Below are 24,357 nucleotides of genomic sequence, written 5' to 3'. Positions count from 1 at the left end.
CATCAAGCTCATTTGCGCGCGTCTCTGGTGCGACCTGTAATGAGTCTACGCCCTAGCTACATCCCCATGGCCAGAGGCTTCGTCTATCTAGTGGCCATTGTCGACTGGTTCAGCCGCAAGGTCCTGAGCCACCGCGTGTCGATCACGATGGAGGCTGACTTCTGCGTCGAGGCGCTGGAGGAAGCGATCGCCCGCTACGGCAGGCGCGAAATTTTTAACACGGATCAGGGTAGCCAATTTACCAGCATGGTCTTCACCAGCGTGCTGCTGCGCGAGAAGATCGCCATAAGCATGGACGGCAGGGGCGCCTGGCGCGACAATGTCGTGGTCGAGCGCCTATGGCGGTCGGTGAAATATGAGGAAGTCTATCTCAAGGCCTATGCCACGGTCAGCGAAGCGCGGGCGGGAATTGGCCGATATTTGCGCTTTTACAATGAGAAGCGACCACATTCCAGCCTGGCCGCCAGAACGCCCGACCAAACCTATTTTGACAATCTGCCCACGACAATGGCAGCATGACTTTGGCCGCCGGCGGTGGGCCCCATTCCAGTCGGGCTACGCCCTTCTTCCATGACACCCACCGCCGGCATATGAAAACGACAACCCGCAGACGACCCACTTATCCGTGGCCAAATGCTGTTCAGCCTAACTGGGCCACCTCTCCAACATATACAATAATATTACGAAGCAGAGCCGTTCAACACTATAGACGTTATACATTCGGCATTTAATGAGTCCAACTTGAAGCTCATAATCCCCCATTTTCGATGCCCATTAATGTAAAGGCAGGCTTTGTGATCACACATTTGTACAGGCGGAAGCGTATGGAAATGCTGCTCGACCCGCTGGCGCCTTATACATTCACCAGAAAAGCTTTGCAATACGAACATCACTCCGGAATTACGAAGCTGCAGTCGGCCGGCAGAATATTCGGTATCCCCAATTCTTCCCGGTTTAATTATGCAATTATGGCCACGGCATCTGTAACGTAGTTTGAAAGCCGATATTAAACGCGCCTTAGACAAGACATTCGTAACTGTCGCCTGATCAATAGCGTTAAATAAGGCTTTCTCACTATTGTTGCAATCGCTACAAACATTTGAAAGAGCAAGAAACGCCGCAGCGGCTATCGCGATTAGAGCCATTACAGCTTTCACTCTAAACCCTCCCCATTCAGCGGCAATGCAGATCCAGTGCTGGCTTCCGGCCTCGTCTTGATACCCAACAGGGCATTGTGAAGGCGAAGGAAAAACCTTGACGGTTCAAATCGAAATATAACTTCGGTATAATAGAGAATGTAGACCTGATATCAACCATCGTTTTATATAGAGAGGAGGAATTACCCCCCCTCTCCACATGCTTAGGAAGCAGAAATTAAAACCTCAACCACATCAAAGAATTAATGCTTGTCGCACCCATCAAGGTACTGCCTTTGCTCAACCAGCCCAGGATACGATCTAGCTGTTCCATAACAACTATTCCTCGCTGCACTGTAAAGATCTAGCGTATCCATAGCCCTCAGATAATTGAAAGCCCAATAATAGCTCATTTGAACTGCATATGCATCAACTTCACCTATCATCTGACTCTCAGCAGTTTCAACCAAATTGCCTTTAGCAGTAATAGGCATCATCCGATGATTACCTTCATGAGCAAGCACAGCTCCACCTACCAGCCCGCGCCCTTGAGCCGCCGAAAGCCCGAGCTTGCCCGCAACCTCCACACCCTTGGTGTAGATCTTCCTAAGGTCGAGATTGATCGTGTCAGATCCCAAGTCATAAGTTCCCAATGTAGGTCCATCACCCTCGTCTTCGAATGTAATGTTCACTCCCTCACCATCGTCTTTGCCTAACATTGCGTCGACAGCCTTCAGGCGCGCATCCTGGATACGCGTTCCAGTAGATGACTGAATGGCGGCCCGGTGAAGGTTTGCCCTGAACGCGTGAAGTGCCTCGCACTGTATATGCGTACCAAAACAGTTATAGAGCCCCGTAGGATCTAAGTTGTTTATAGGGTCGTTACCTGCGTATGCATATACATTCATTTGGTCATGCGTTCCCATTGGATCTACTTGCAAAAATCGCCCAAGGGTTGGAGAATAAATTCGCGAATTGTAGTAATACATTCCCAATTCGGGCAGCCACATCTGGCCGGTAAATTGGAACCGCCCTCGATTGTTGCCACCCGGAATTCCATACTCGTTGTATGTGTTGATCGTGGGTACATTGCCTACCGCATCGCTAATCGCAACTACGGAGCCACGAGCATCACTTGCGAGGTAGAAAGCAGATGAAGGGGACATTTTATCACCCAGAAATTCTATCTGCGCGCCGCTTTTTTCTTTGCTCACCAGTGGAATGTAGCGTTTCGTTAGATTTCCATTGCCGTCATATTCAGCGATTAATGAATTCCCATCGTAAACAAAGCGAGTTGCTACGGCAGAGGAAGCCGATCGAATTTCTTGCAATCGCCCAACGGCATCATAAGTCAAAGTGTAAGCTATCGCGGCCGGATCCTCCATGGCACCGCTCGAACAATCTGTTACCCTTGGAGTACCAAACCTAATAAGCCTATTGTGCGCATCATATGTATAGACAGTTCCGCGTCCGTCCTTAAATTGACCACTCAAATTACCGTTATTATCGTAACAGAGATGAACATTACCCGACCAAGTATATTGATTTAGACCATTTACTTTATAAGTCCGGTCAATATTTCTATTTTCGTTCCAAATATATGAGCCGTTACTTATAGATTCACGCACGACTTGCCCAGCGCCGTTCCGAATGAAGGCGTGGGTTGAGCTCGTAGAGGCCGAATTCGTTTGTATTGCGAATGCACTTAAGCGTCCATCACCATCATGAGAAAACGTTTGCCTAAAACTTGCCGAAGGGGAGGAAATGGAATTTACTCGACCGAAAACGTCATATGACAATTCCCGAATCTCTTCATTTAATTCATTAAACAACCGCAATTCACGTCCTGATGCATCGAATTCTCGTCGAATCGATTTACCATCTGGCCAGACAAACTTTACCAAATTGTCGTTCTTATCGTATTCATATTTCGATTTTAAAGACCAGGAATTGGCAATAGATTCTACAGAATTCACACGACCGTATGAATCATATTCTGTAATAACTCCATCCCCGGTCCTACTTCCCAGCCGCGCAGCCGACTGGAGACCCAAAACACTATATTCAAAATAAACCGCATCTTTTCCATGGGGAGAAGCGGCGCAAGAGTTAGGACCGCTGGAAACCTCAAAGTACTTCTCGTTCACACGATTCATACCGTCGTATCGAGTGCATACGACGTCACCATTCCGTTTACGATAAGACGTCTTATTGCCATTACCGTCATACCCATACGCCTCAAAGTCCGATGAGTTTTCAGTCCCACTTGTAGCAAGAACTGAAGCTGGCGAAGATGAGTTGAAGTTTTCGACACGGCCTAGGGACGGATAAAAAAGCGAAGCAACGCGGTCGAAACCATCGTATAGGAACTTCGCGCGATTGCCGTTAGCGTCAATAACATACTCCGGCTTCCCACTGCTCGTGAATCCTGGAACTATTGATTGTGAAGCAGCGCTCAAAGCTCCGTAAGTCACATACGCTTGCTCTTCTGGAGTGCCGACAGCCTTTCGGATTTGGACTAGGCCACCCGACGAGTTGTACACATTCTGGGTTATACGATCCTTAATAGGTGCATTTACATCACTAATTGAACATGCATTAACATCTGTTAAACTCGGATCCATTCGAACAGCCTCGCATTTCAATCGACGCATGCTGTCGAAAGAACGATCGATAGCTGAGACTTTCTTGCCGGATAGTATGACTTCGGTCCGCCGCGGATTCCGCGTAGCATCGTAGAAAGTCAGTGTTGTAGATAGCAAATCAAGAGAGTCACTAGAGATTTCGGGTATACTACCGGACTCAACCTTCTCAACCTTATCATCAGCGTTGCGATAAGTGTAACGTTTGGCTTGCCGACGCCCACTCACGTTGAGCGCCTCAATGTCCCACTTTAATCGGCCAAAGTCGTCATAGCGCTTATAAGTCGCATCCGCTTGGCCATCAGCAGAACGGTCAATAGCAGTTAGATTCCCAACTGCGTCATACGAGTAATTTATAGAAATCTTCTCGCCGGTGATTAGATTCCACTTATCTTCTCTGCTGGGAAGCAGAGTTTCGCCGACATACTGATAATCGGTGTGAAGTTCTTTTGCAGATCCACACGTATTGAAAGAGTTGTCAGAGGTATTTATTGAGCAAATGGTGATCCCGCTAGGGCGCGAAATACCCCCGGGACTGATAGCATAATCGATTGTGGTCTTCCGGCGCGTCCCCCGCCAATCACTAGGTTCTATTTTAACTCGAACTTGCCCCCTGTCATTATAGGTGTAATTGGTGACATTTCCATTTGCATCAGCATAGGACTTGGGGCGATAGCAATCGACCATATGCCTAGCGGACCCGCACGTTGACACTTCGAAATCTGCGCTCTCAACTACATCGCTTAAACTTGATCCCGGCTTAGCATGTACACGCTTTTCGATAATATTTCCTTTTGTGTCGTAGATTATTTCCATAGAAACACCGTTTGGAGTTTTTACCTTAAACGGCTTTGCTGTATTACCATAATACGTATAATCAGTTACTTGCCCGTTTTCGTCGGTCACTGAAGTAATTTGTTTGTTATATATCGTATTTCCGAAGCCGAGAATGTTACGAAATTTGTACGTTTTGCTCGTAAGATCGGGATTTGTGATCTTCAATGAGCTATATAAATAGCCATTCACCTGACCTGTGGCAGATGTTAAATCAGAATACTCGTATTTGTATTCATTACCGTCAAGCTTGATTGCTGAGACTAGCTGATATCCGGGCTTCTTTGACACTTCGACAGATGGAGATGTCTCCGACGGAAGAGTAGTCGACCCTTCAGATATCTCCATTCCACCGGCTAACGCGCAGGCGCAGTTTGCAATAGAATATTTTCTACCATCAGATCCTGAGCCGTATTCCGTTATATTGGCTATCGATCCGACGTATTCGTACTTGATGCGCTTTAACTTAATCGAATCATTTGCGTTAGAGTATATACCTGCTTCAGAAAGAAGGTTCCAATTATTATTGTAAGTCCCGCTTTCTACATAATCTAGCTTCAAACCGTACCCAGAGTTACTCTTCACGCGATTTGGCCGATAAAGAACCTGGCCGCCAATGTCGAGCGTATCATAACTCAGCTCAAGCCTCTCACCTTCCGGATATTCGATCTGAGAGGCATATGTTAGAGCACTAATTTTTCCGTTTGAGGTCGATGTCGCGCTACGGTAACTATATAGACTTACAAGATCGAACGTATATGCGGCGCCAGTCCCTGCTTGAACATATCGCGCCGTTAAGGTCTTTCCGGGAATACTATTAGAATATAGCAATTGCCCTGAAGATCCTCTGTCACCTTTGCACTCAAAATCCTCACACGTGAATGACTCAGCTCCGGCGGATCCGAGATTTACGGAGAATGAAGCTTGCTGAAGCTCGTGCGTAGCCGTCAGGATGATCTCTGCAGATATATACGCCAAAAAGTCAGTGGGCCGCTCTAAAGAAAGGCGAGGTGAAGCTGGTACTGTTAGCTTCGGCAGTATGGTTTTCGTTCGGCCAGTTTTGATGTTAACGCCGTTTGCGTCGGTCGCCTCAAGTAATGGCGATATTGTCTGCGGAGCTGCGACTGCAGACGATTGAGCATTTGCCTGCGGTATTAAAAGTATGCCTATAGCGAGACTACTTAATCCGACCCCTGCACGCGCATGAATCCGAACCAGCTTAGAGTAATCGTCTAGCATCAAATAATTCCTGTGCCGCATTGGTTTCAGAAACTTTCTACTTTTCTGTCAATCAGATTTTCCAAGAGATTTTGATCTCGATTGTGCTTACACTCTCAGGTATTGAGTTTTCTTACCCGTGCTTTCTTCAAGTCGAGAGTCGCTTGGCAGGGGATGGTTTCATTCTAGTAGAATGGCGTTTTCCCAGTCATTTTGCCATAAATGAGTTATCTTGGTGCTTGAGTATCGTCTAAACAAAGATGGTCCAACTTGGAAGGTGGTTAGATTCGCAATCAATTTAAAAAAATCAGGGCAAATCCGCTTCCGGAAGGAACAACGACGAAGCGCTTCTTGGTATCGACGCTCGCACCATCACCAGAACCGTTATCATTCCCATTCGGCGAGTTACTGACATTCACGTTGGTACGGTTACCCGCTTTGTCATACGCGTAATTAGAGGTAACCTGATCATTGACGCCGCCCTTGTGCTTCACCTCAACAAGGCGACCCAACGCATCGTACGTGTATTCAACTGTCGAATCCGCATTGGCTGCTGTCATTGGCATACCCATAGCCAGCAGACCGGCAGCTCCCTTAAGTACTTTCCGACGCATTGTTGCCCCCGATCCAAAGTTCAAAATTTTGTTCGCAAACATGGATTTCACCCTGCCTGTCATTGCTGCTGTATCCACAGACCAGTGATGTGTACCGAGCCGTCGGGGTAACAAGCAGCCGCGAAAAACCGCACGGTCCGTCCCAGAGCCTGCGCCGACAGAATGGCCGCCGTGATGCTCTCGTAGTTTGATTCCGTTTTGGCTATGCGGAGAAAGCTCGGAACAGAGCAGGCAGCAGGATTGTCGACATCGGCAATGATCGCAGTCGTGTTAGTATCGACTACCAGAACCTCTGGAATTTTCAGGGCGCGCGTCCACCGCTCTTCAGCACTCGCGGAAGTCGTGAGCGAAGTCATACTACCGACAGCCACTGCGAAGCTCCACATGGCTCGCGGAGTGCGCCACAAGTCACCGCGCTGCCGCACAAGCGACCGAAATGCTGAAGCGTGGCCATTTTCGTTTCCAAGCCCGATGCCGAATGCAAGCGCCCTACGCAGCATCGCACCGAGACTTCGTAAACGCGAGGTGCGACATCTGGGCGTTTCTACGCTCATCAAAGGAGATACATCCCGATAAAGTCCCAGCGCCCATATACAAGGCAATCAGCGTTATCTGCTTGGTACCTAATGATGACGCGCCTGGAACTCACGAGTGCCGTCATCGACATTGCTACGACAGTTTCCTTGTTGGGGTCGTCTGGCTTTACGATCGCGGCACCGCCTTCCTTGAGGTGAAGCCAGAGATGCCCGCCATCGCCGGCCCAAATGCGATCCATCGTACCTTCGCACTGCGTATAGGCGTGTGCTGGCGCTACTGCGAGCGCAGCACAAACCAAAGCGCCAACAGACGCGATCTTTCGTTTCAAATTCATGCACACCCCTCGACCATGGCTTCCCCTGCCATGGCGCATTCAAGCTTGATAATCTTAAACTGCTAACGAGAAAACATAATTTCCATATCGCGCGAATTCCCAGCTTTGCGTTGTCGTCGCGGGCTGGCCTCAAAAAAAGCAGGGGCGGGGGCAACTACAGCATATACATCCCGGCAAAATCATTCCTCGCCCAGGTGCCGCAATCTACATCGTCGGCTTCATAGCGAACGATGACTCCCCTGGAATTGACAAGTGCCGTCATCGCCAGGGCGACAACGGCTTCCCTGTTAGGAAAAGCGAGCGGCACGACGGCCGACCCACTCCCTTTCAGAAAGATCCAGGTGGCGTTATCGCCGGCCCAAATTCTTTCGATGTTCCCGCGACATTCCATGAAAGCAAAGGCAGACTCGCTGACTACCTGCAAGCAAGATGCCGCGAGGACGGCCAGAAGCCTGACCCCGGAACCACCTCCACAAGGTCGCCGCGAGCGGGCGAGCCAGCGTCGGGCGATCGACCTCAACAAGCCGGGATGATTACTGCGTCGCCGTCCAACGGGGTGGCTATGGTTCAGGGTCATTGATTCAGGATATGGAGGTAATCGACCGTGCAGCCGCTATTGTTACCATAGACCCGAACCTTCCGCCCCGAGGCCTGCGCCGTGAGCAAGGTGGAGAAAATAGCCTGAGCGTTGGCGATCTTCTCGTCGGCCGTCGAGCCTTTCGGTGTCCACTTGAGCAAAGTCCCCACTGTGCAGGATGACCCCGCTGCATCGATCGAAAACAATACCTGCGTAGGCATATATGTGGATTCTATCGCTACCACCCGTGCCTCCACACCCCAATCGTAGGCCCATGCCTGCGAAGACCCTAGAGCGGCGACACCAGCAAGTGCGAGTGAAAGAATTTTAATCGAAGAACATTTGAACATTGCCAGATACCCCCAGTGGATTTTGCAAAGCCCGCAGTCCGCTCAGTTCTGAGCGACCTCATGCAGATCGACAATGCAGCGCCGGCCATTGCGCCGCTCCAACTGCACGATGATGTCGACGGAGCGCAGGATGTAACGGCGCACATCCTCCCAGCCCATTGTCGCCCCCGCCTGCAGAACGAGCAGCGCCAACTGGTCGATCGCCCGCTCCGGCGAATCCGCGTGGATCGTGCTGATCGAACCGGGATGCCCGGTGTTGACGGCCCGCAGGAAAGTCAGAGCTTCGCGCCCGCGCATCTCGCCCAGGATAATGCGGTCGGGCCGCATACGTAGCGAGGCGATGAGCAGATCTTCGGCGCTGACTTCGGCCTCGCCCAGCGATCCTCGAACCGCGAGAAGCCCGACAGCGTTAAGGTGCGTCATCTGTAGTTCGGCGGTATCTTCGATCAGGATCAGCCGTTCCTGCTCCGGCACCTCGCGAAGCAGGGCATTGAGAAAGGTCGTCTTGCCGCTCGAGGTGCCGCCGGAGATAAGGATATTGCGCCGCGCGACCACGGCGCGGCGAAGCCTCTCGGTCGGATCAAGATCGGAATCGCTCGGCCCTGTGCCGACGGTTTGCGCCGTTTGGCTGCCCTCGAGCGCAAAGACTGCGCTGGTCGCATAATCCTGCAGCGTCATACCTGCCGAGACATGCCGACGGATCGCAAGTGCCGGATGGCCGCGGGTAGCAGGCGGCAATACGATCTGGATACGGGAGCCATCCGGCAGTGCGCCCGATAGAAGCGGATGCTGCCTACTGATACCCTGCGCGTTCATGGCAGCAACCTGTCGCGCCAATCGCGAGAGAACCTGAACGGTCAGCGCAGGTACTTCTGCGCGTTCATGGATACCACCAAGCGCTTCAATCCAGACTTCACCCGGCCGGTTGACGTAGATGTCCGTCACATCGGCGCGCGCCAGGAACGGCGCAAGCGGCGCCAGGAAACTGTCCAGGTAGATGTCGGAAGCCGCGCTCACGATCATTCCACCGAAGAAAAGTCGAGATCCCGCGCCACGAACACCGCGATACTGGCGCCCTGACGAACCTTGAGGGTGGGTTTGATTTCACCCTGCTGCTGCACAAGCGAGCCTTGCGTCGCCGCCGACGGCGCGCCGATGATGACAGTGTTGTTGGTCGCCTCGGACGTTGCCGCACGAACACCGAGATCGAGGACCGACTGGAGGATCGTGCCGCCGAAGCGTTCGAGGAAATGCGTGTTAACCTTACCCCTGACGCCGGCGCGTCCCAGCGGGTCCGCTGCCGGGGAATCGAGCGCGATGATCGTACCGTCCGGCCGGGTCAGGCGCTTCCACTGGATGAGCGCGCGCTTCTGCCCGAGATTGACGTCGGCCTGGTACTCACCGAACAGACGGCTGCCTTTCGGGATCAGGACCCTGGCCCCATCAAAACTCATGACATCGCGCGATACGATCGCGCGGGCAAAGCCTGCCCGCGTGGAGTCCAGCGCGGTCTCCATCACCGCCTGAATGACGCTGCCCTGGGGTACCGTCATCCCCTGGTTCTCCAGTCGGCTTGCCAGAACCCGGGTGTCCTTGGTTTTCTCCGCCGCCCCATTCTCGGGCTGGGTTGGCGGCCCCTGCCCGGATGCCTGGTAAGCAAAGCCGGCCCCGGCGGGGGGAGCAGCGGGGGGCGGGGTCATTGGCACTGCAGCCGCAGGCATCCCTCCACCCGAACGCCCATAGGGTTCGGACTGGTAGCCTTGGACTGCCGGCGCGGCGCGCGGCGGCGGCATGCCCGTTACGCCATAGGCAGGCGCACCTTCGAACATCGCATAGCCCGCCTGCCCCGGCGTTGGTTGAGGGTAGTTGGGCATCGGCGGGATCACCAGATCCGGAGGTGAGGAGATGGTCGTAGGCCCTGCTGCCTGCGGGGTTACCAGCGAAGGATTGGTAAGATCCATCCGCCGCATCTGCAGCGCGTAAAATAGACCGCCCGCCGCCGCCAGCAGAATGGCGGCAAAGACCAAGGTGGCCTTCCCGCTGGTTGCCTTTGCCACTTTCGGGCGGATGTCCTGCACCGCGTCTGCGCGCGTCGACATCTCAGCCATTGTCCTTACTCCGCACCTGCCGCAGCGCCCTGGTATCTTCCTTGTCGATCCGGAAGATCAGCGTTTCGTAGACCCGGTCGATCGTGAATACGCCGTCCCGCATGTAGCCCTCCACCATCTGCTCCTCGCCGGTCGGACCGAGCCCGAAGGTTGCGGGCAGCGCCTGGTCCTTGTCCCATTCGATGTAAGTCTTGTTGCCATCGTCGGTGATCGACACCGGCCTCAGCGCCTTGCTGCCGGACAGGCGATAAGTCACCCCGCTCCGGGCAATCTCCTGAGGCAGCGGTCGCCGCACCGGTGCGCTGCCGGGTATCCTGCTGACCAAGCGCACGACCGCCGGAACATTTGGCGAGCCACCGGCAGCCAGTTCGAACTCGTAAGCACGGGTATTGGTCCGTACGCTCATGACCGCAATCGAATAGGTGTTCGCTGCTTTGACCGTCAGGCTGTCTCCGCTGCCCGCGACATTTACGAAGTAGGCCGAGGGATCGCTCAGGATGACGGACATGATCCGCTCGCCTTGCGCAAACAGCAGCGTCTGCGTCACCTCCGAAGAGGTCTGCAAATGCATCAGCCCACCGGCCTGCGTGGACAGGAACGAGATGCGCGGATCACCATTGTTTGCCTGCTGCGCCGAGGCAGTGCCGGCGAACAAGACCAGGCCCAGGAAGAGACGCTTCATGGATGCGATACGCCGTTAGGCATTGGCGCCCGCGCGCGCGCCGGCGGCGCTTGAACGGGAAGCGCTCCGGCGGCAGCAGGAGGTCCCGCGCCCTGCCCCCCAAAAGGCGCAGAAGAAGAGGCCGGTCCTGGCGAGGCGGCGGGGGGCGGCGCAAACATCTCGGCATCGCGGCGATAGCGCAAGACCTGGAAGCCGAGCGGATTAAGGAGGCGATCCGCCGCGCTCATCGAGGCGGTCGAGAAGCGATACTTCATCACTGTCGCCCAGTTCTGCGCGTCCTGGCGCTGCCCGCCGGGATCGGTCCGGTACGTCGCAAAGCGGACCAGCACGGTATCCGGCCCAAGCGAGGAAATACTGCGCACTTCCGTCTCGACGATAGACTGGCGGGGAAGCATGGCAAGCGGGCTCAGCGGATTGCTGGCCTGCATCGATGCAAGATAACGGTCCCTCGCCTCTTCTGCCGACCACAAGGCAATCTTGCGGTAATCGTCTTTCAGCGAATTGATGTCGAAGCTCTCGCGCGCATTCACATACTGCGCGAGGAACGAGCGGACCAGTGCATCGTCGGGCGTGATGTTCTGCTGTTCGAGCGGCTTGAGAGCCTGAACGTTGCCGGTCTGACGATCCACCAGCAGCGTATAGGGCACCACGGTCTTCAGCGGCACGAGCGCTGCCAGGGCAACCGCCTCGAGGACCGCAACTCCGGTCGCGGCTCCAGCAATGATCCAGGCGATACGCCTGGAGCCGCTGAGAGACCGATTACGATCGGCTGACCAGGTTTCAGCCTGCTTGTAATAGCGCTTGAGATCTTCGTCGCTCATGTCGTTCATCACGTCTGGTCCCTGCGGCGTGCGGCAGCCGAAGGACGCCGGGATTGCCTGCGCCAGGTGCCCCCCAGCGCTTCGTTATTCGATTGCGTTGCGGTTTGTGCCGCCAGGGTCGCCGGAGCACCGTCACCGCGGTCTGCCCGGCGCCCTTCAGTGCGGGAGATATTGGCGAGGCGTTCTTCGCGCCGCAGATTGTCCGATACTGACTGCGCTACGACCATGCCACGCGAAGGCTCCGCATGGTGCGGGGCAGGACTTGCCGAAGACCGCCCTTCACGTGCTTCGGCGTGTTCGGATCGTCCATGAAACACAGCCGTGAACGAGAACGAAGCATGGAACGCGAGACGGGCAACGACGAAGATGGAGAGCAGCGCCACAACCGCAAAGCTGAGCGTGGCGACGAGGATCTCAACCGGCGCATCTAGGGTCTGCTGCTCCGTAGCCCGGCGCTGCAAGGCATCGAGCAGCCAGGGCTCCAGCATTGCGAGTTCGACGCCGTAGACGACTGTGAGCATGATCGAGGCGAGGAAGACAGTGACAAGGGCCCTGCCCCAACCCTCGAAGACACCGCGGGTCACGCCGAAAAGCAGCAGACCTGCCATCAGCGGCGTCACCGCCAGCAGAAAGCCCGTGGTGAGGCGCACGAGCGCAAGGGGGCCGAGCGTCCCTGTCAGAAACGCGCTTCTTGCAAAGCCGAGCTGGAACCAATCGCCTTGGGCAACGCCCAATCGGCCGCTGCCGATCGTGTTGAACGCCGCCAGGCCTCTGTCGATGTTCTGGAGGCGTGCAGCGAGGTCACCCCCGCTCCCGGGAAGTCCAGCACCCAGGCCGATGGCCCGCGCAATCTGCGCCGGCCCCTGGATCACCAGGTCGTATCCCACGATCCGCCAAGCGGGCCAGCTTGTCGCCAACGTCAGCATGATACCGAGCTTCAGAACATCACCGATGATGTCGCGCCGGTCCATCGGATGGCCCAGCATCACCCGGATCCCGAACAACGCGATGAAGATGGTCAGCAGGCTCGTTGCCGCGATGGACACCGGCGAGCCAGGGCTGGCCAGCGCGCTAAAGCCATAGGCACCGATCGCCTGGGCCTGGCAGTCGATATGAGCCAATGCCCCGGCGAGAAAGGCATCACCGGTATGAACGGCAGCACATGCCATCAGTGCTGCTCCGGGGCTGCTGCACGTTCCGCAGCCAAATGATAACGGACAACGATGCCACGACGTACAACCCCGATCGGACGCAAAGATGGCAAAGGTGCCGCAGCCGAGGGCAGGATGACGCTGGACGCGATCTCAAGGCACATAGCCGACCACGCTTTCATAAGCATAACCGGCGTTCACCGCCTCATCGTAGTTAATCGTGATCAGGTGATCCGATATCGAGGCTTTGAATAACCGGTAGAGCGGGTTCAGCCCGGAAGCGGCTGTTACACGCACGTATCCGAGGGTTCCCTCAACCGTCTGCCCCTCGCAATTGCTTTGCCGTGACATGAATTGGTCGTCCGTGCTTGGCACATAGCAGCGATAGACCTGAGCCAGATCTATCCCCGGCTGACGATACAGGGTAAAGGCCCAGCCCTCGGGGCTTAATCCCGCCCGGATACCTTCCATCAGCCTGTGCGTGTAGAAGTGCTTCGCTCCCGGATTGACGTACCGGAAGACGGGCACGAACTCCGTGCTTGAGTTCGCAGACAGGACCCGGGAGCGATTACTGGCAGAGTCGTACCAGTACACGGCGCTACGGGTCGCCGTTTCCCCCCGATCCCCGACCACTACGACGAGGCGGCCGAGTGCGTCATAGGCATAGCTGGTGATCTCGCAGTGCCCTGCCTCGCCCTGTAATGCGATGCAGCCGGCTACGAGCGTCATCAGCACCTTGCGCATTCCTGCCTGCCTTCCATAAATCTCACGCATCAGTTGGTATCTTGCCGATCCATCTTTTTGCGTGCTTGCACTATTAATCGACAAGGCGCGACTTAATCCTCAATCACGAAGTATCCGACAGTTTCAGTGTCGGCCCAAACCCCGCAGTCGCCAGTGCCTGTAATTGCGATTCTCTTGTGAGCCATGTACGCTGAAAGAAGAGCGGCGACCATCGCCTGTCCTTGCGAAGTGCCTGTGTTAATAACCCATCGCTTCGTGATTATTGCGCAAGCCGGAGCGTTATTACGTGTGCCTAAAGCGTCAAAAAAGAACCCGCCGTGATGCGGTAAAACGCCTGTGATAGAACTTAATTCCGATGACCCGGCATATACCGGCGAAGCGGCCACCGCTGCGCCCAGCGCGGCAAGCGCCGAAATGCGCCGGAACCAGCCCGACTTCCCACGCAAATTCATAAATCCCCCCATTCTTTCGTCAAACCCGCGGCTGTAGCCGAACAGTGAAACGGCTTAAGCAGTACCGACGCCGGTCGAATATCATTCTCTCGACACAAGCTTCCACACAGCCCGATTTACTGCGGCTGACAACATTACCGTCAAAGCTGCTATCCGCACCTCGCATCAGACGCGCTCCAAAAGCGGTGCGATCCAGGCGTCCGGATCTTCGCCGGTCGTCTCCAGCAATTCGTCGAAAATCCTGACAGTACTTTCTCGTCCGGAAAGGATCGTCAGGATTTCCTTCTCGCCAGAAAGGTTGAGCCGCGCGACAACGCTGTCCTGCCCGTGCTTGATAAGGAAGCAATGCGAGCTGTCGGGCAGACTGCGCACGAGTTCGTATTCATGGTGCGTGAGCCCAAACCCATCGATGTAATCCTCCGGGCGGGCCTTGGGATTGATCATGAATATCTGAGTGGCCGCCTGCTCGATGATGGCGCTGGCGATCTTGCTATCGAGGGCATCCTGCGCGCTTTGCGTCGCAAAGCCCACGATGCCGTTGCGCTTACGGATGGTCTTTTCCCAATCCTTGATCCGGCGCACGAAGACCTCGTCGTCGAGCGCTTTCCAGCCCTCGTCCACGACGATGATCGCCGGCGTGCCATCCAGACGCTCTTCCACGCGGTGGAAGAAATAGAGAAGTGCCGGCGTCCGCGCTGCCGGATCATCGAGGATGGCCGTCATATCGAACCCGACGGTCTCGGCCGCCAGGTCCGTCAGGTCTTCCTCGTTATCGAAGAGCCAGGCCCGCTCGCCCTCTCCCCACCAGGGACGCATCCGCGAGTAAAGATCGGCGGCATGGGGGCGGGCATGGCCGCGGAACAACTCGACTATATACCGGAGCCGTCGCTGCGATCGCAGTTGGCCGAAGTTCGCGTCGATCGCGTCGCTGACGATCTCAGCCTCGTTCGCATCAAGTCCGCCGGCCAGCAGACCTAGCCACTCCATCAGGAACTGGCGGTTTGCCGGCGTATCCTCGAGTTGCAGCGGATTGAGCCCGGAAGCGGTACCGGGGCGGAGACGATCGTACTGACCGCCGATCGCGCGGATGAAGAGTTCCGCCCCCCGGTCCTTGTCGAAGAACACGATGCGCGGCGCAAACTTGCGCGCCTGGGCGAGCAGGAAGTTGAGCACCACGGTCTTGCCCGAGCCCGACGGACCAATGACGGTGAAGTTGCCAAGGTCGTTGTGATGGAAGTTGAAAAAGTAGGGGCCTGCCGCCGTGGTCTCGAGCAGCGTTACCGCTTCCCCCCAATGGTTGCCGCGCGCCTGCCCCACCGGAAAATTGTGCAGGCTGGCAAGGCCAGCGAAATTGCGGCTCGAGACCATCGCCCGCCGCCCGATATACTTGAAGTTGGCAGGGAATTGCGCCCAGAATGCCGGCTCAAGCGCAATATCCTCGCGCACGCCGACAATGCCGAGGTCGGCGAGCACAGCCGTAACTTCGGCCACTTGGGCGTTGAGAAGTTCCAGGCTTTCCGCATGGACGGTTATCGTCGCATGGTGCTCGCCAAATGCAGCGCGCCCTGCCGCGACATCGTCCTTGGCGCGAGAAAGCTCATCCCGAAGCGAAAGCGCTTCGTCTTCGGCCGAACGCATGCGTCGCAGCGCCAGATTCATCCGGTTCAGCGCGGCCCCGCGTTCCACAAATGCGAAAGACTGGCTGACCACCATTTCGAACGGCATGCGGTAGAGTTCGTCGAACATGCCCGGTAGAGTCTGAGCCGGATAATCCTTGACGGAGATGATCGCACCGAACGTGCGCGGCAGATGCCCCGAGGCACCGAGTTCAAAGGCCTCCTGCCCGAAACTGACACGGCGATAGGGCAGATGCTGCCCCAGATCGCCTTCGGGAAGAACGGCAGGACGCATATCTGCGTTATAGAGGTGGCTCAGGAACTCGAGAGGTTCGGACCGATAGCCATGCTCAGTCTTGTAGACGGAAAGCACCCGCGGGTCATAACTGCCAAGCCCGGCCACCAAAGCTTCCGTGGCGGCATCGAGTGCACGCTTCTCGGCACCGAATGCAGCTTCCCGGTCGGCTGCCGACCGCGATATCCAGCTTCGCACCCGGTCGGCAAACCCCAGGCGCCCTTGCATCGGACGGCGGATGATCGTGACGAAGAGTTCGTTCACGTACATCTGGCGCGAACCGAGGCGTTCACGCCAACGCTGGTCGAGGCGCTGCGAAAACGCGTCCGGGAACGGCGCATCAAGGCCTGCCTCGGCCTTGCGCCGCACGACGTGGTGGTAGATGGCAAACTGCGAGTTGCCAACCGTGCGAAGCATCGCCTCGCGCAAATCGGAGCGATAGTTGAGCTCGTCCGTGTCGGCTGTTTCGAAGAGCAGCCCCCCAAGGCGGATGGTCTGCATGAGCAAACCGTCGCGCGTCTCGAGAGTGACATCGTCGACGTGCCGAGCATAAGGCAGGTGGTCGCCAGCCGCTTTCTCTCTAGCAACGACTTTGGGGTCGCTCGTCAGGGACGGTAGGAATTGCATTGCCACAGACCATAGTTCTTGACGCGCGGGCAACGGCTGACCTTGACGATCCACAAGTCCAGGAAGCGCGGCTCACGCAAGCTCAGCACCCCGCCGACCAGATGAACGATTAGCGCGATTAGGACCACCCAGAACGACTTGAAGATCAGGAACAGCTCGGCCGCGAGAATTCCGTTTGCGACGAACCAGGTATAGGTAACGCCTGCAAACATCTGCGGCCGCGTCAACGCCGTGAACACGGTATCCCTTTGTAACTGAGCGCTCATCGGATCGCGCTAGATGCCGGTCGCCGCTGCGCGAATGCCGGCAACAATGCTGGCTGCGCCGAACAGGATGAAACAGCCGATGATGACGACCGCACCGTGCCGCCAATTGATGCGGCCGGTGAGCATCATGAAGCCCACTGCTGCGATCGCGATAACGGCGACGGTCGTAGCCACCGTTCCCAGCAAGGTGCCCTGCAGCCAACTCACCGCGCCGACGAGCACGCCGGAACCTTCGGGATCACCCATCGATTGCGCATAAGCCGGCATGGCAATGGCGAGGCTTGCAAGCACACCGGCAAAACGATTCTTCAACAAAACATCCCCCTTGCTGCGAACAGGCAAGTTCGCATCTCTTCCGAGATGGCACGATCAAGCACCGGACGCCATCCAAACATGTCGATCTTGCACAGCAATCTCAAGCAACAGAGCTCGGGTAATGGCGCAAAGCCGCGACATCAGTGACAGAGCCACGCGAAGTTCATAAGATCGAAAGCTGGCCAGCCTCCGGGAGAGTGCCCACGAAGCGCTACTTTTGATCTTGCCAGACGTAGGCCACGTTACAACCGTTGGCTCCCTCGACGATGCGAATTCGGCTCAGTCGTTGGCGACTGCTTTGAAGCGTCAGCAACATGGCATAAATATTGTCGGAGTTTGTGTCCGAGCGAAGTAGCGACAAGATTTGTCCCTCTGCCGGAGTACAATTCAAATGCGAGATATCCGCATCGATCTTGATATATGTGCGCCCGTTCGTGTTTACATATATTCGCTGGAGCGCAACATCATCACATGCGTTGGTTGCGCAAGCCGCCCAAGCCGGTGCTGTCGAAAAGAGGGAAACCCCGAGCGCCGCAGATTTCAGCAATGACATGAAAATTCCTAAAGCCATTAAAATATGTTCATCGCGCGCAACAGATCTTCAAGCCGTGCCCTGAGGATCAGACTGAGAGATCGCTAAGGTCTTGAATTGTATCAGTCTACACAGCCTCGTCATTGCGCGAAGTGTATCTGATAGGGATAAGGGTTCGGGTAGGCGCCATCCACGAACACACAGTCGGCCTGATCGACATAGATGGTGATCGACTGCGAGCTGTACTTTGCAGACAGAAAACCGGCATAAAGCGCCTGACACCGCGCTGCCGTGATTGTCGCCTCGCCGCCCTGAGAACTTCCTCGATTGACGGTGACGTTTCCATCAATATGGCAGATTCTCAATCTGCCATATCCGAAATCCGCGTAAAAATCCCCCTCTGGAGCCACAATCACTTTCGTTACCACCCCGCGGCAGGCAGCAGCTTGGACTGGTCCACCAGCAAAAGCACAAGCAGCGGATAGGATGAGAGCGAGTTGGCGCCATGACCGCTTGCTGGTCATGTGGGGCATTGTAGATTTATATTCCTTCACATGAGTACTCCTGATGATGCTCACGCGAGCGATCCTGAGAACAATCCGTTGCAAGAGAAGCATCACGGGTCTCTGCCCGATCACGCCCTAAAAGCCTTCGCTTCACCCCTCGGGCACGCCCGCCGAGGGCAAAAAATGGGCCCGAGAAATCTTCCCGGTAATTGTCCTCGAGGCATATGCAGGTGCCATGCCGAGGCAAGCACCATAATCAGACAACTTGCAATGCCGCTTGGGATAGGCTCAATGATTCAATGATCAGCCCCGAAGGACAATTGTTGATGCCTGCCGGCAGCAGTAACCTCGCCGAAGCAACAAGCTGGATAGCCCAGCTTATGACGGGATCGATCGGGACGAGCATAGCCATCATCGCAGTGGCATTGACCGGCTTTTCAATGGTTCAAGGCAGAATATCTGGGCGCAGTGCTGCCCGCATCGTTCTCGGCTGTTTTATCCTGTTTGGCGCCCCCACGATCGCAAGAAGCTTTCTTGGCAGCGAAGCCCCTGCCCGACCTGCGACACGCGCGGAAGTTTACACCGCACCGCCAGGCTTCGTGGCGCCGCCCTCCCAGCAAAATAACGACCCCTATGCCGGCGCTTCCGTACCGATGTAATTTTTTGGCGATCTGGACTTTGGCCAGCTCAATTGTCAGTTAAAAAGCTGACGATATTGCAGGTGCCATTCGTCACCGTGTATCGAATACTAACGGGCTTGCTATTTGCCTTGGCCGTCAGAATCAGCGACCAAAGACGATTGTAGTCATCCTGGCTCATCCCGGAACCGCTCAGATTACCGTTAGTGCATTGTGGAGCACCAGTAAACCAGAGCATCACCTTATGTCCGTCGACATAGTTCTCCAGGCGCCAAGCGGTCGGCACGGCCACGACGTCAAAAACTTCCTCGGCCTGGGCCATCTCTGAAGCAGCGAACGACATGAGAAATAACGCCGCAGCAAAACCTCTCGAACCAAAGGTCATTTAGTTAATTCCCGCATTTCATTCAGCATTAATGGCACTTTTAAGAAAAAGGTGCCTTTGAGAGAATCGTGTTGCTTACTGATCGATGTAGAAGCTGTTGATTGTGCAAACTCCGCCGCTCGCATTGTAAAACAAGCCCACTTTCTTGTTCATGGCCTTGGCGCTCAGGATGAGCGACCAAAGCCTGCCAAAGTCATCTTGCGACAGCGAAGCGCCTTCGATTGCGCCATTATTGCATCCCGGCGCTCCGGTAAACCAGAGCTTTACAGAATGGCTGGAAACGTAATTCTCAACGCGCCAGTTGGTCGGCACCGCTTCATACTGTTCGGAAAACGCGGTCCCGATAGAGGCCCAAAGAGCCGCAGCCGTAGCGACCATTTTAACGGCAGTTCTAGCTTTCACAATCCTACTCCTAGCCTACCGAGAACCTGATCCATATCCTGCGGCGTTACGGTACATGAATATACTTCACAGCTTCAGAACCGGTCCAGTACGTGGAGGCTCCGCTGCCGTAGACTTTGATTGGCTTGCCAGCCCTCTTGGCGCTGATGACTGTGGTGTAGTAAGCCTGCATAGCAGCAGAGGTGATCTCCGTCGCATAACGCTTGGTTACCGCGCAGGCGGACCAGGTTGCCGAAGCGCCACCCTCGACCGAAAACATCATGACGCCGTTCTGGATGTAGAGGTCCGTCACGATATCTGGCCCTACGTCGGTTGCGCGGGCCCATGTCGACATGGCTGCCAGAGATGCCAGTGGAATCGCTAATCTTCGCACACGTTGCCCCCAAAGAAGTGCTCACGGCTAAAATTCGACCAGCGATGCGTTACAGTTACCTCCAACCAACGCGTAATCAATGCGCGAGAGGGATTTGCCCGCGAGATGTGCGGACATCACGCTCGCAAGGATCGATCGCCCTCCATCCGTGCTGAGATCGAAATACACCACCCCATACGCACAAGTTGCAGACGTTGGCGTTTCAAAGCGAACGTATCCAGTGTTTTCCTGGACGCCCACATTCTTGATCCGCAAATTCACGTCGGTGATCGCCTGAGCGACTGTTGGCGCGATCACGCAGGCAGCAGCTGAAGCTGCGAGCATCATTCTCACTCGATTCACAAATCTATCCCCGGCGAGCGCAATCTCGAGACATAAGCTGAAAGATGCGCCCAGCTTACGGCGCGATCTTCTCTGCCGACCAGACAACCGGAAATCCTTGCAGGCATCCGTTTATCGTGAGGTAAACTACACGCCTGGTTTCCTGCGCGGTCAAAAGCATGGACTGCACGAACTGGGCGTGGGGACTGGAATCAGGGATTATGTACCAATCAGTTCGACCACACCCTTGCGGATCCTTCATATTTCTGTCCAACCTTACCAGGATCCCGGTATGGCCTTCGAAATGCATGAGGTTGGAAACAGCGCCCGAGACGCTGACCTGAGCCCGCGCAGTGCTGGAAATCAGAATGGCACTTGCAGCCGTTGCTACGAGTGTGAGGTGAGAACGAAAATTCATATGCCCCCCGGCGATCTAAGGCTGAAGCCTCAAGCATCCAATGCTTTAATTGGCGCGAGGCGAATGACAAGCCTCTCTATGTCTTGGCACTCTGTCACTTAGAAAATGGCGGCGCCATGGCTGACGATCGTGTTAGTGCCGAAGCGCTGTGATAACTGGGCACTATGCTATCGAGGGGGGGGGTGCTCGATCCGATCGTCATAAGATGTTCGCGGAAAACCATCCGGGTTGTGCGGCACACAGTCCTATTCAGAGCTTCGCGCCCATTCCGGTCAATCAAGTATCGTGATTGAGTAGACAATCGGCGCAGTGTATCCCCAAGGCGTATTTGTGCATCCGCTGAGCCAAAGGCTCACAGGCGTACGTGCAGATTTCGAGGCGAGCGCGGCTGCATACATCCGATCTGTGACGCCTGCAGCCTCGACTAATTTTAACCGCTGAGTTGATCCGCAGCTATCGGGATTTACGACATTTGCAACTTCAAGCCAAGTTCCGCTTGGCTCCACAACAATCGTTTTTATTTGAATGCTTCCGGTTGAACCATCCGCAAGAACCGCCCCAGAGGCAAACATCGCAACACAAGTCAAAATCCATCGAAAAAACTTCATCATTTACCCCCCTAAAGAACCGCATCTAAAGCTCTTATTCCACTTCTGGAAATTGCGATTCATTCTAAATTTGAAAGCCGTAATCTCAACTCAGATCTAGGAGCGGGTCGTCACCACTCTGCTTTTCGCCGAGGATGCAAAGGACGGCGATGACCAACATAGCAGTAGCGGCGCCCCAAAAGCCACGGCGCTTCAGGGCCTCTAAGGCCCCCGCTAAATCCTAGTCGTCATTGATGCTGAACTCTACGATGCGGCAATATTGCTTGCCGAGGTGGTCCACTTTATCGGTTACAAGTTCCACGCGCTTACGCTGGGCATGGGCACTCAAGAGGGTCGAAACATAGGCCTGGTAGTTGCCGAAGTCCGTCTCCACGAAGGCAAAGCCATCGGCGCAATCTCCCATGCCCTCACTAAAGAACACGCGAAAGCCGAAATTCATTGGCAGGGAAGCAAAGACCCTGTTAATGTGCCCTGAGTGGGTTGTGTAAGTCTGCGCCTCTGCTGGTGCTTGGATAGATAGAAGCGCTAACGCTGCAAATGCAAACCTAACTATTTTCATGATATCTCTCGTTGAAACTTTGTAATCTGAGCGATCCATTCGCTCGCTCGGAACAACATCGTAGCCCTTACTATGGCAAATTGATGTAGTTCACTTCTTCGCGGTTCGGGAATTCAGCTGTACAAGCACCAGTACCCGTTATCGACACCGGTTTTGCATTGAAATAGGCCGAGAGCAGCATCGCGAACAGGTTTGCATCCTGGAAGGTCCACGCGCCGTCGGTTGCACATGCCGGCTTGTTGGTCCTCGCCCCATTGAGAACCACCGCCACTGGACCACCCTTATTCGGCGCGCTCAGTATCGTGATTACGCCCGCCTGCTCACCGGCCACCGCCGGATTGGAAGATGCAATTGCCAAGAGCGCCGTAGCGTATCCCGCACAGGCGGCCCTAATTAGACGAAGCATAATGTGTCCCTTTGAGAAAGGATCAGGGTCATCGAATAGTCATTGGATGACGGGCACTGATCAAGGTGTCGAACTATCCATGATATAGCGAACTGTCTCGGTGTCGCCCCAATCGGTGCAAACTCCGGTGCCGACAAGGATGACCGGCTTCCCGCTGGCAAAAAGCGTAAGCAGGAATGATAGCAATCGCCTGACCGCCGGGCGCGGCTGCATTTAAGGCCCAGCGGGTCGGCAATTGCCCGCCGCAAGCCGGGAACGTATTTCTATCTCCGGTCGTGTGGAAGAACGCCTTTCCTTGCTCAACGGAGATCTGATAGATTTTTCCGGCAGAAGCCGACGAAGCACTAGCGTGGCAGGGTATCAACGCTAGACCAAGTGTAGCCAACCGACTGAACAATCGATGTTTTGATTGCCGGACTTCGGCATTTGGTCTGCACCGCGGTCGCCATCGATATCCCGTCATGGGCTTACCGCCTCACTTCTCGACCACGACGTAGAACACTTGCTCCACGTCAGATTGTGAGGGTGGGCAAGCGCCTGTACCATGGATTTTAATCCGCTTTCCGCTTGCGAAGCTCGTCAGCACCGTCGCTGCTATCGCCTGCCCTTGTGGTGTCGTGGTATCGACGGTCCAGAAGTTCGCCGTCCCGCCCGCACAGGCAGGCACGCCGCTCCTCGCCCCACTCGCCAAGAACGTGAAGCTATTCGCAGATGGGATGAGTTGCTCGACCTGGCCACCAGACTGCTCCCCTGCTGAGGCAGGGAATGGACAGAGGAGCAACGCGGTGGCGCAAAAGACGTGCGGAAAATTCATGATGAGTCTCTAGCGCCGATTAAAGCGGCAGACAGATGTTGCAGCATTTTAATCCAAACCCCGCGATTGCCGGAGTTAGGGGCAGGCCGCAGAGCTGGCTCATCATAGGGCAGGACAGCTACCCCTGAGTGCACCTCGAGATCGCCATCGCCCCACATCTAGCCGTGGACGTCACTTCCAAGTCCGCATGGCGATATAGTTCAAGATTGGCTCCGTGCCGCATCCTGAGCCGATTGCCGGATCGTAACTCACCACTACGTCCGAACCAGTCACTTGCGCGGACATGGCCACTGCGAGGATAGAATTGTCGTTCCCGTTATCTGGAAGCCGAAACCAGTGAATAGCTCCAGCGCCATCAACGCGAAGCCCCAGCATTCGGCATCGTGGCTGAACGTGACCCTGAGTTTCTACTACTTTGCCGGTGAGCTGGACATCCGCTGCGGCCACCGGCGCAGCCGAACCGCCATAAACCGACACCATGGCCGCCAAGGGGCCTCCCCATTGCCAAACTTTGCCCATGTGTTAGGACCGCGGTTAGGTGGGCTTCGCAGCCACTACGATTGACGCCCCGTCCCAATCACACGAGTTGGTGTACACCCTGATCGCTTTAGCCTGGGAAAACTGCGTCAGCAGGAACGCTGCAAGAACCTGATAGTTTGCCGCATCCAACCTCAAACGAAAGAGGCTAGGCTGCGTACAACCCGCGGGATTATCTGCCTGCGGTATCCAAAGGTCTACACCGTACTCCCGCGGATTATAGTCCACTATCGGCGATAGCGCAGTGTACCCGCCAGCGTGAGCCATGCCGGGCGCTCCGGCAGATGCGAGTGCGATCAGCGGCAAAAATAGATTACGACGCGTGCACCGATCAAAGACCCTACCGATGTTCATAATGCCCCCGACCCCGACATGCAAATCCTCCGCAATTTACGATGGCGAAAAAAACGATGCACCCACCCAGATAGCACGCCTATACAGCAATCGATTTCACATCATCAGTCAGAAGCTGAACGCTCCCATCCCCTCCCCTTGCATAGTCCGTCGTGACTTTACAATAGCTTCGATAGCGATACGCC

General features: G+C 55.5%; 26 protein-coding genes. 2 read left to right on the top strand and 24 right to left on the bottom strand.

Features of this window, described 5'->3' with window-relative positions:
- On the top strand, nucleotides 1-519 hold a 519-nt coding region (locus tag V7066_RS27060), incomplete at its 5' end, for a DDE-type integrase/transposase/recombinase (RefSeq protein ID WP_334186024.1).
- A gap of 880 nt (nucleotides 520-1,399) precedes the next feature.
- Here V7066_RS27060 and V7066_RS27055 read toward each other — a convergent pair.
- The 17 genes from V7066_RS27055 to V7066_RS26975 all read right to left on the bottom strand — a co-directional run bounded on the left by V7066_RS27055 (nucleotide 1,400) and on the right by V7066_RS26975 (nucleotide 18,429).
- Complete coding sequence (locus V7066_RS27055; RefSeq protein ID WP_334186023.1) at nucleotides 1,400-5,851, bottom strand: RHS repeat domain-containing protein; 4,452 nt, start codon at nucleotides 5,849-5,851, stop codon at nucleotides 1,400-1,402.
- Nucleotides 5,852-6,123: 272 nt separating this feature from the next.
- Nucleotides 6,124-6,495, bottom strand: coding sequence for a hypothetical protein (locus V7066_RS27050; protein ID WP_442947386.1), 372 nt, complete (start codon nucleotides 6,493-6,495; stop codon nucleotides 6,124-6,126).
- Between the two features lie 8 nt (nucleotides 6,496-6,503).
- Complete coding sequence (locus tag V7066_RS27045; protein ID WP_334186022.1) at nucleotides 6,504-6,800, bottom strand: hypothetical protein; 297 nt, start codon at nucleotides 6,798-6,800, stop codon at nucleotides 6,504-6,506.
- A 197-nt stretch (nucleotides 6,801-6,997) separates the two neighbouring features.
- Nucleotides 6,998-7,315, bottom strand: a complete 318-nt coding sequence (locus tag V7066_RS27040; protein ID WP_334186021.1) for a hypothetical protein — start codon at nucleotides 7,313-7,315, stop codon at nucleotides 6,998-7,000.
- A 154-nt stretch (nucleotides 7,316-7,469) separates the two neighbouring features.
- Nucleotides 7,470-7,739 carry a hypothetical protein gene (locus V7066_RS27035; RefSeq protein WP_334186020.1) on the bottom strand — a complete coding sequence of 90 codons (270 nt, stop codon included), beginning with the start codon at nucleotides 7,737-7,739 and terminating at the stop codon, nucleotides 7,470-7,472.
- Between the two features lie 149 nt (nucleotides 7,740-7,888).
- Entirely contained in the window at nucleotides 7,889-8,113 is a 225-nt protein-coding gene (locus V7066_RS27030; protein WP_334186019.1) for a hypothetical protein, read from the bottom strand.
- A 171-nt stretch (nucleotides 8,114-8,284) separates the two neighbouring features.
- A complete protein-coding gene (gene virB11 / locus V7066_RS27025; protein WP_334186018.1) occupies nucleotides 8,285-9,265 on the bottom strand; it encodes a P-type DNA transfer ATPase VirB11 in 981 nt (326 codons plus the stop codon).
- A complete protein-coding gene (locus V7066_RS27020; RefSeq protein ID WP_334186017.1) occupies nucleotides 9,262-10,350 on the bottom strand; it encodes a TrbI/VirB10 family protein in 1,089 nt (362 codons plus the stop codon). The genes virB11 and V7066_RS27020 overlap by 4 nt, the downstream gene beginning before the upstream one ends.
- Nucleotides 10,343-11,032 (bottom strand): TrbG/VirB9 family P-type conjugative transfer protein, encoded by a 690-nt coding sequence (locus V7066_RS27015; protein WP_334186016.1) that lies wholly within the window; start codon nucleotides 11,030-11,032, stop codon nucleotides 10,343-10,345. Before V7066_RS27015 ends, V7066_RS27020 begins: the two co-directional genes overlap by 8 nt.
- Complete coding sequence (locus V7066_RS27010; RefSeq protein WP_334186015.1) at nucleotides 11,029-11,862, bottom strand: virB8 family protein; 834 nt, start codon at nucleotides 11,860-11,862, stop codon at nucleotides 11,029-11,031. Before V7066_RS27010 ends, V7066_RS27015 begins: the two co-directional genes overlap by 4 nt.
- Nucleotides 11,862-13,022 (bottom strand): type IV secretion system protein, encoded by a 1,161-nt coding sequence (locus V7066_RS27005; protein WP_334186014.1) that lies wholly within the window; start codon nucleotides 13,020-13,022, stop codon nucleotides 11,862-11,864. Before V7066_RS27005 ends, V7066_RS27010 begins: the two co-directional genes overlap by 1 nt.
- 135 nt (nucleotides 13,023-13,157) lie before the next feature.
- A complete protein-coding gene (locus V7066_RS27000) occupies nucleotides 13,158-13,748 on the bottom strand; it encodes a hypothetical protein (RefSeq protein ID WP_334186013.1) in 591 nt (196 codons plus the stop codon).
- 617 nt (nucleotides 13,749-14,365) lie between these two features.
- Nucleotides 14,366-16,738 (bottom strand): VirB4 family type IV secretion/conjugal transfer ATPase, encoded by a 2,373-nt coding sequence (locus tag V7066_RS26995; RefSeq protein ID WP_334186026.1) that lies wholly within the window; start codon nucleotides 16,736-16,738, stop codon nucleotides 14,366-14,368.
- Entirely contained in the window at nucleotides 16,717-17,004 is a 288-nt protein-coding gene (locus tag V7066_RS26990) for a type IV secretion system protein VirB3 (RefSeq protein ID WP_334186012.1), read from the bottom strand. Before V7066_RS26990 ends, V7066_RS26995 begins: the two co-directional genes overlap by 22 nt.
- Nucleotides 17,005-17,013: 9 nt before the next feature.
- The gene (locus V7066_RS26985) at nucleotides 17,014-17,295 is read right to left on the bottom strand and encodes a TrbC/VirB2 family protein (protein ID WP_334186025.1); all 282 of its coding nucleotides are present in this window, start codon (nucleotides 17,293-17,295) and stop codon (nucleotides 17,014-17,016) included.
- A 235-nt stretch (nucleotides 17,296-17,530) separates the two neighbouring features.
- On the bottom strand, nucleotides 17,531-17,872 hold the full coding sequence (locus V7066_RS26980) for a hypothetical protein (RefSeq protein WP_334186011.1): 342 nt from the start codon (nucleotides 17,870-17,872) through the stop codon (nucleotides 17,531-17,533).
- A gap of 119 nt (nucleotides 17,873-17,991) precedes the next feature.
- Nucleotides 17,992-18,429, bottom strand: a complete 438-nt coding sequence (locus tag V7066_RS26975) for a hypothetical protein (protein ID WP_334186010.1) — start codon at nucleotides 18,427-18,429, stop codon at nucleotides 17,992-17,994.
- Between the two features lie 227 nt (nucleotides 18,430-18,656).
- On the opposite strand from V7066_RS26975, the gene V7066_RS26970 reads away from it, so the two are divergent.
- On the top strand, nucleotides 18,657-19,016 hold the full coding sequence (locus V7066_RS26970; RefSeq protein ID WP_334186009.1) for a TrbC/VirB2 family protein: 360 nt from the start codon (nucleotides 18,657-18,659) through the stop codon (nucleotides 19,014-19,016).
- A 28-nt stretch (nucleotides 19,017-19,044) separates the two neighbouring features.
- Here V7066_RS26970 and V7066_RS26965 read toward each other — a convergent pair whose 3' ends face one another.
- From V7066_RS26965 to V7066_RS26935, 7 genes are all read right to left on the bottom strand, one after another.
- Complete coding sequence (locus V7066_RS26965) at nucleotides 19,045-19,380, bottom strand: hypothetical protein (protein WP_334186008.1); 336 nt, start codon at nucleotides 19,378-19,380, stop codon at nucleotides 19,045-19,047.
- Between the two features lie 75 nt (nucleotides 19,381-19,455).
- Entirely contained in the window at nucleotides 19,456-19,782 is a 327-nt protein-coding gene (locus V7066_RS26960; protein ID WP_334186007.1) for a hypothetical protein, read from the bottom strand.
- Nucleotides 19,783-19,828: 46 nt separating this feature from the next.
- Nucleotides 19,829-20,074 carry a hypothetical protein gene (locus tag V7066_RS26955; protein WP_334186006.1) on the bottom strand — a complete coding sequence of 82 codons (246 nt, stop codon included), beginning with the start codon at nucleotides 20,072-20,074 and terminating at the stop codon, nucleotides 19,829-19,831.
- Nucleotides 20,075-20,182: 108 nt separating this feature from the next.
- On the bottom strand, nucleotides 20,183-20,482 hold the full coding sequence (locus V7066_RS26950) for a hypothetical protein (RefSeq protein ID WP_334186005.1): 300 nt from the start codon (nucleotides 20,480-20,482) through the stop codon (nucleotides 20,183-20,185).
- Nucleotides 20,483-21,166: 684 nt separating this feature from the next.
- Nucleotides 21,167-21,505, bottom strand: coding sequence for a hypothetical protein (locus V7066_RS26945; RefSeq protein ID WP_334186004.1), 339 nt, complete (start codon nucleotides 21,503-21,505; stop codon nucleotides 21,167-21,169).
- 217 nt (nucleotides 21,506-21,722) lie between these two features.
- Nucleotides 21,723-22,061, bottom strand: a complete 339-nt coding sequence (locus V7066_RS26940; protein ID WP_334186003.1) for a hypothetical protein — start codon at nucleotides 22,059-22,061, stop codon at nucleotides 21,723-21,725.
- A 70-nt stretch (nucleotides 22,062-22,131) separates the two neighbouring features.
- Nucleotides 22,132-22,467: a hypothetical protein gene (locus V7066_RS26935; protein WP_334186002.1), complete on the bottom strand. Its 336-nt coding sequence runs from the start codon at nucleotides 22,465-22,467 to the stop codon at nucleotides 22,132-22,134.
- Nucleotides 22,468-24,357: the final 1,890 nt, after the last annotated feature.

This window comes from Novosphingobium sp. (assembly GCF_036820275.1).
Taxonomy (GTDB): Bacteria; Pseudomonadota; Alphaproteobacteria; order Sphingomonadales; family Sphingomonadaceae; genus Novosphingobium.
The sequence above is the reverse complement of the archived record's forward strand: the minus strand, read 5'-3'. Positions and strand labels throughout refer to the sequence as shown.

What these genes read in the sequence shown, in the direction of transcription:
- V7066_RS27055 (WP_334186023.1), bottom strand. Translation starts at nt 5,851, where the DNA reads ATGCTAGACGATTACTCTAAGCTGGTTCGGATTCATGCGCGTGCAGGG.
- V7066_RS27045 (WP_334186022.1), bottom strand. Translation starts at nt 6,800, where the DNA reads ATGACTTCGCTCACGACTTCCGCGAGTGCTGAAGAGCGGTGGACGCGC.
- V7066_RS27040 (WP_334186021.1), bottom strand. Translation starts at nt 7,315, where the DNA reads ATGAATTTGAAACGAAAGATCGCGTCTGTTGGCGCTTTGGTTTGTGCT.
- V7066_RS27030 (WP_334186019.1), bottom strand. Translation starts at nt 8,113, where the DNA reads ATGCCTACGCAGGTATTGTTTTCGATCGATGCAGCGGGGTCATCCTGC.
- virB11 (WP_334186018.1), bottom strand. Translation starts at nt 9,265, where the DNA reads ATGATCGTGAGCGCGGCTTCCGACATCTACCTGGACAGTTTCCTGGCG.
- V7066_RS27020 (WP_334186017.1), bottom strand. Translation starts at nt 10,350, where the DNA reads ATGGCTGAGATGTCGACGCGCGCAGACGCGGTGCAGGACATCCGCCCG.
- V7066_RS27015 (WP_334186016.1), bottom strand. Translation starts at nt 11,032, where the DNA reads ATGAAGCGTCTCTTCCTGGGCCTGGTCTTGTTCGCCGGCACTGCCTCG.
- V7066_RS27010 (WP_334186015.1), bottom strand. Translation starts at nt 11,862, where the DNA reads ATGAACGACATGAGCGACGAAGATCTCAAGCGCTATTACAAGCAGGCT.
- V7066_RS27005 (WP_334186014.1), bottom strand. Translation starts at nt 13,022, where the DNA reads ATGGCATGTGCTGCCGTTCATACCGGTGATGCCTTTCTCGCCGGGGCA.
- V7066_RS27000 (WP_334186013.1), bottom strand. Translation starts at nt 13,748, where the DNA reads ATGCGCAAGGTGCTGATGACGCTCGTAGCCGGCTGCATCGCATTACAG.
- V7066_RS26995 (WP_334186026.1), bottom strand. Translation starts at nt 16,738, where the DNA reads ATGCAATTCCTACCGTCCCTGACGAGCGACCCCAAAGTCGTTGCTAGA.
- V7066_RS26990 (WP_334186012.1), bottom strand. Translation starts at nt 17,004, where the DNA reads ATGAGCGCTCAGTTACAAAGGGATACCGTGTTCACGGCGTTGACGCGG.
- V7066_RS26980 (WP_334186011.1), bottom strand. Translation starts at nt 17,872, where the DNA reads ATGTCATTGCTGAAATCTGCGGCGCTCGGGGTTTCCCTCTTTTCGACA.
- V7066_RS26970 (WP_334186009.1), top strand. Translation starts at nt 18,657, where the DNA reads ATGATCAGCCCCGAAGGACAATTGTTGATGCCTGCCGGCAGCAGTAAC.
- V7066_RS26965 (WP_334186008.1), bottom strand. Translation starts at nt 19,380, where the DNA reads ATGACCTTTGGTTCGAGAGGTTTTGCTGCGGCGTTATTTCTCATGTCG.
- V7066_RS26950 (WP_334186005.1), bottom strand. Translation starts at nt 20,482, where the DNA reads ATGATGCTCGCAGCTTCAGCTGCTGCCTGCGTGATCGCGCCAACAGTC.
- V7066_RS26945 (WP_334186004.1), bottom strand. Translation starts at nt 21,505, where the DNA reads ATGATGAAGTTTTTTCGATGGATTTTGACTTGTGTTGCGATGTTTGCC.
- V7066_RS26940 (WP_334186003.1), bottom strand. Translation starts at nt 22,061, where the DNA reads ATGAAAATAGTTAGGTTTGCATTTGCAGCGTTAGCGCTTCTATCTATC.
- V7066_RS26935 (WP_334186002.1), bottom strand. Translation starts at nt 22,467, where the DNA reads ATGCTTCGTCTAATTAGGGCCGCCTGTGCGGGATACGCTACGGCGCTC.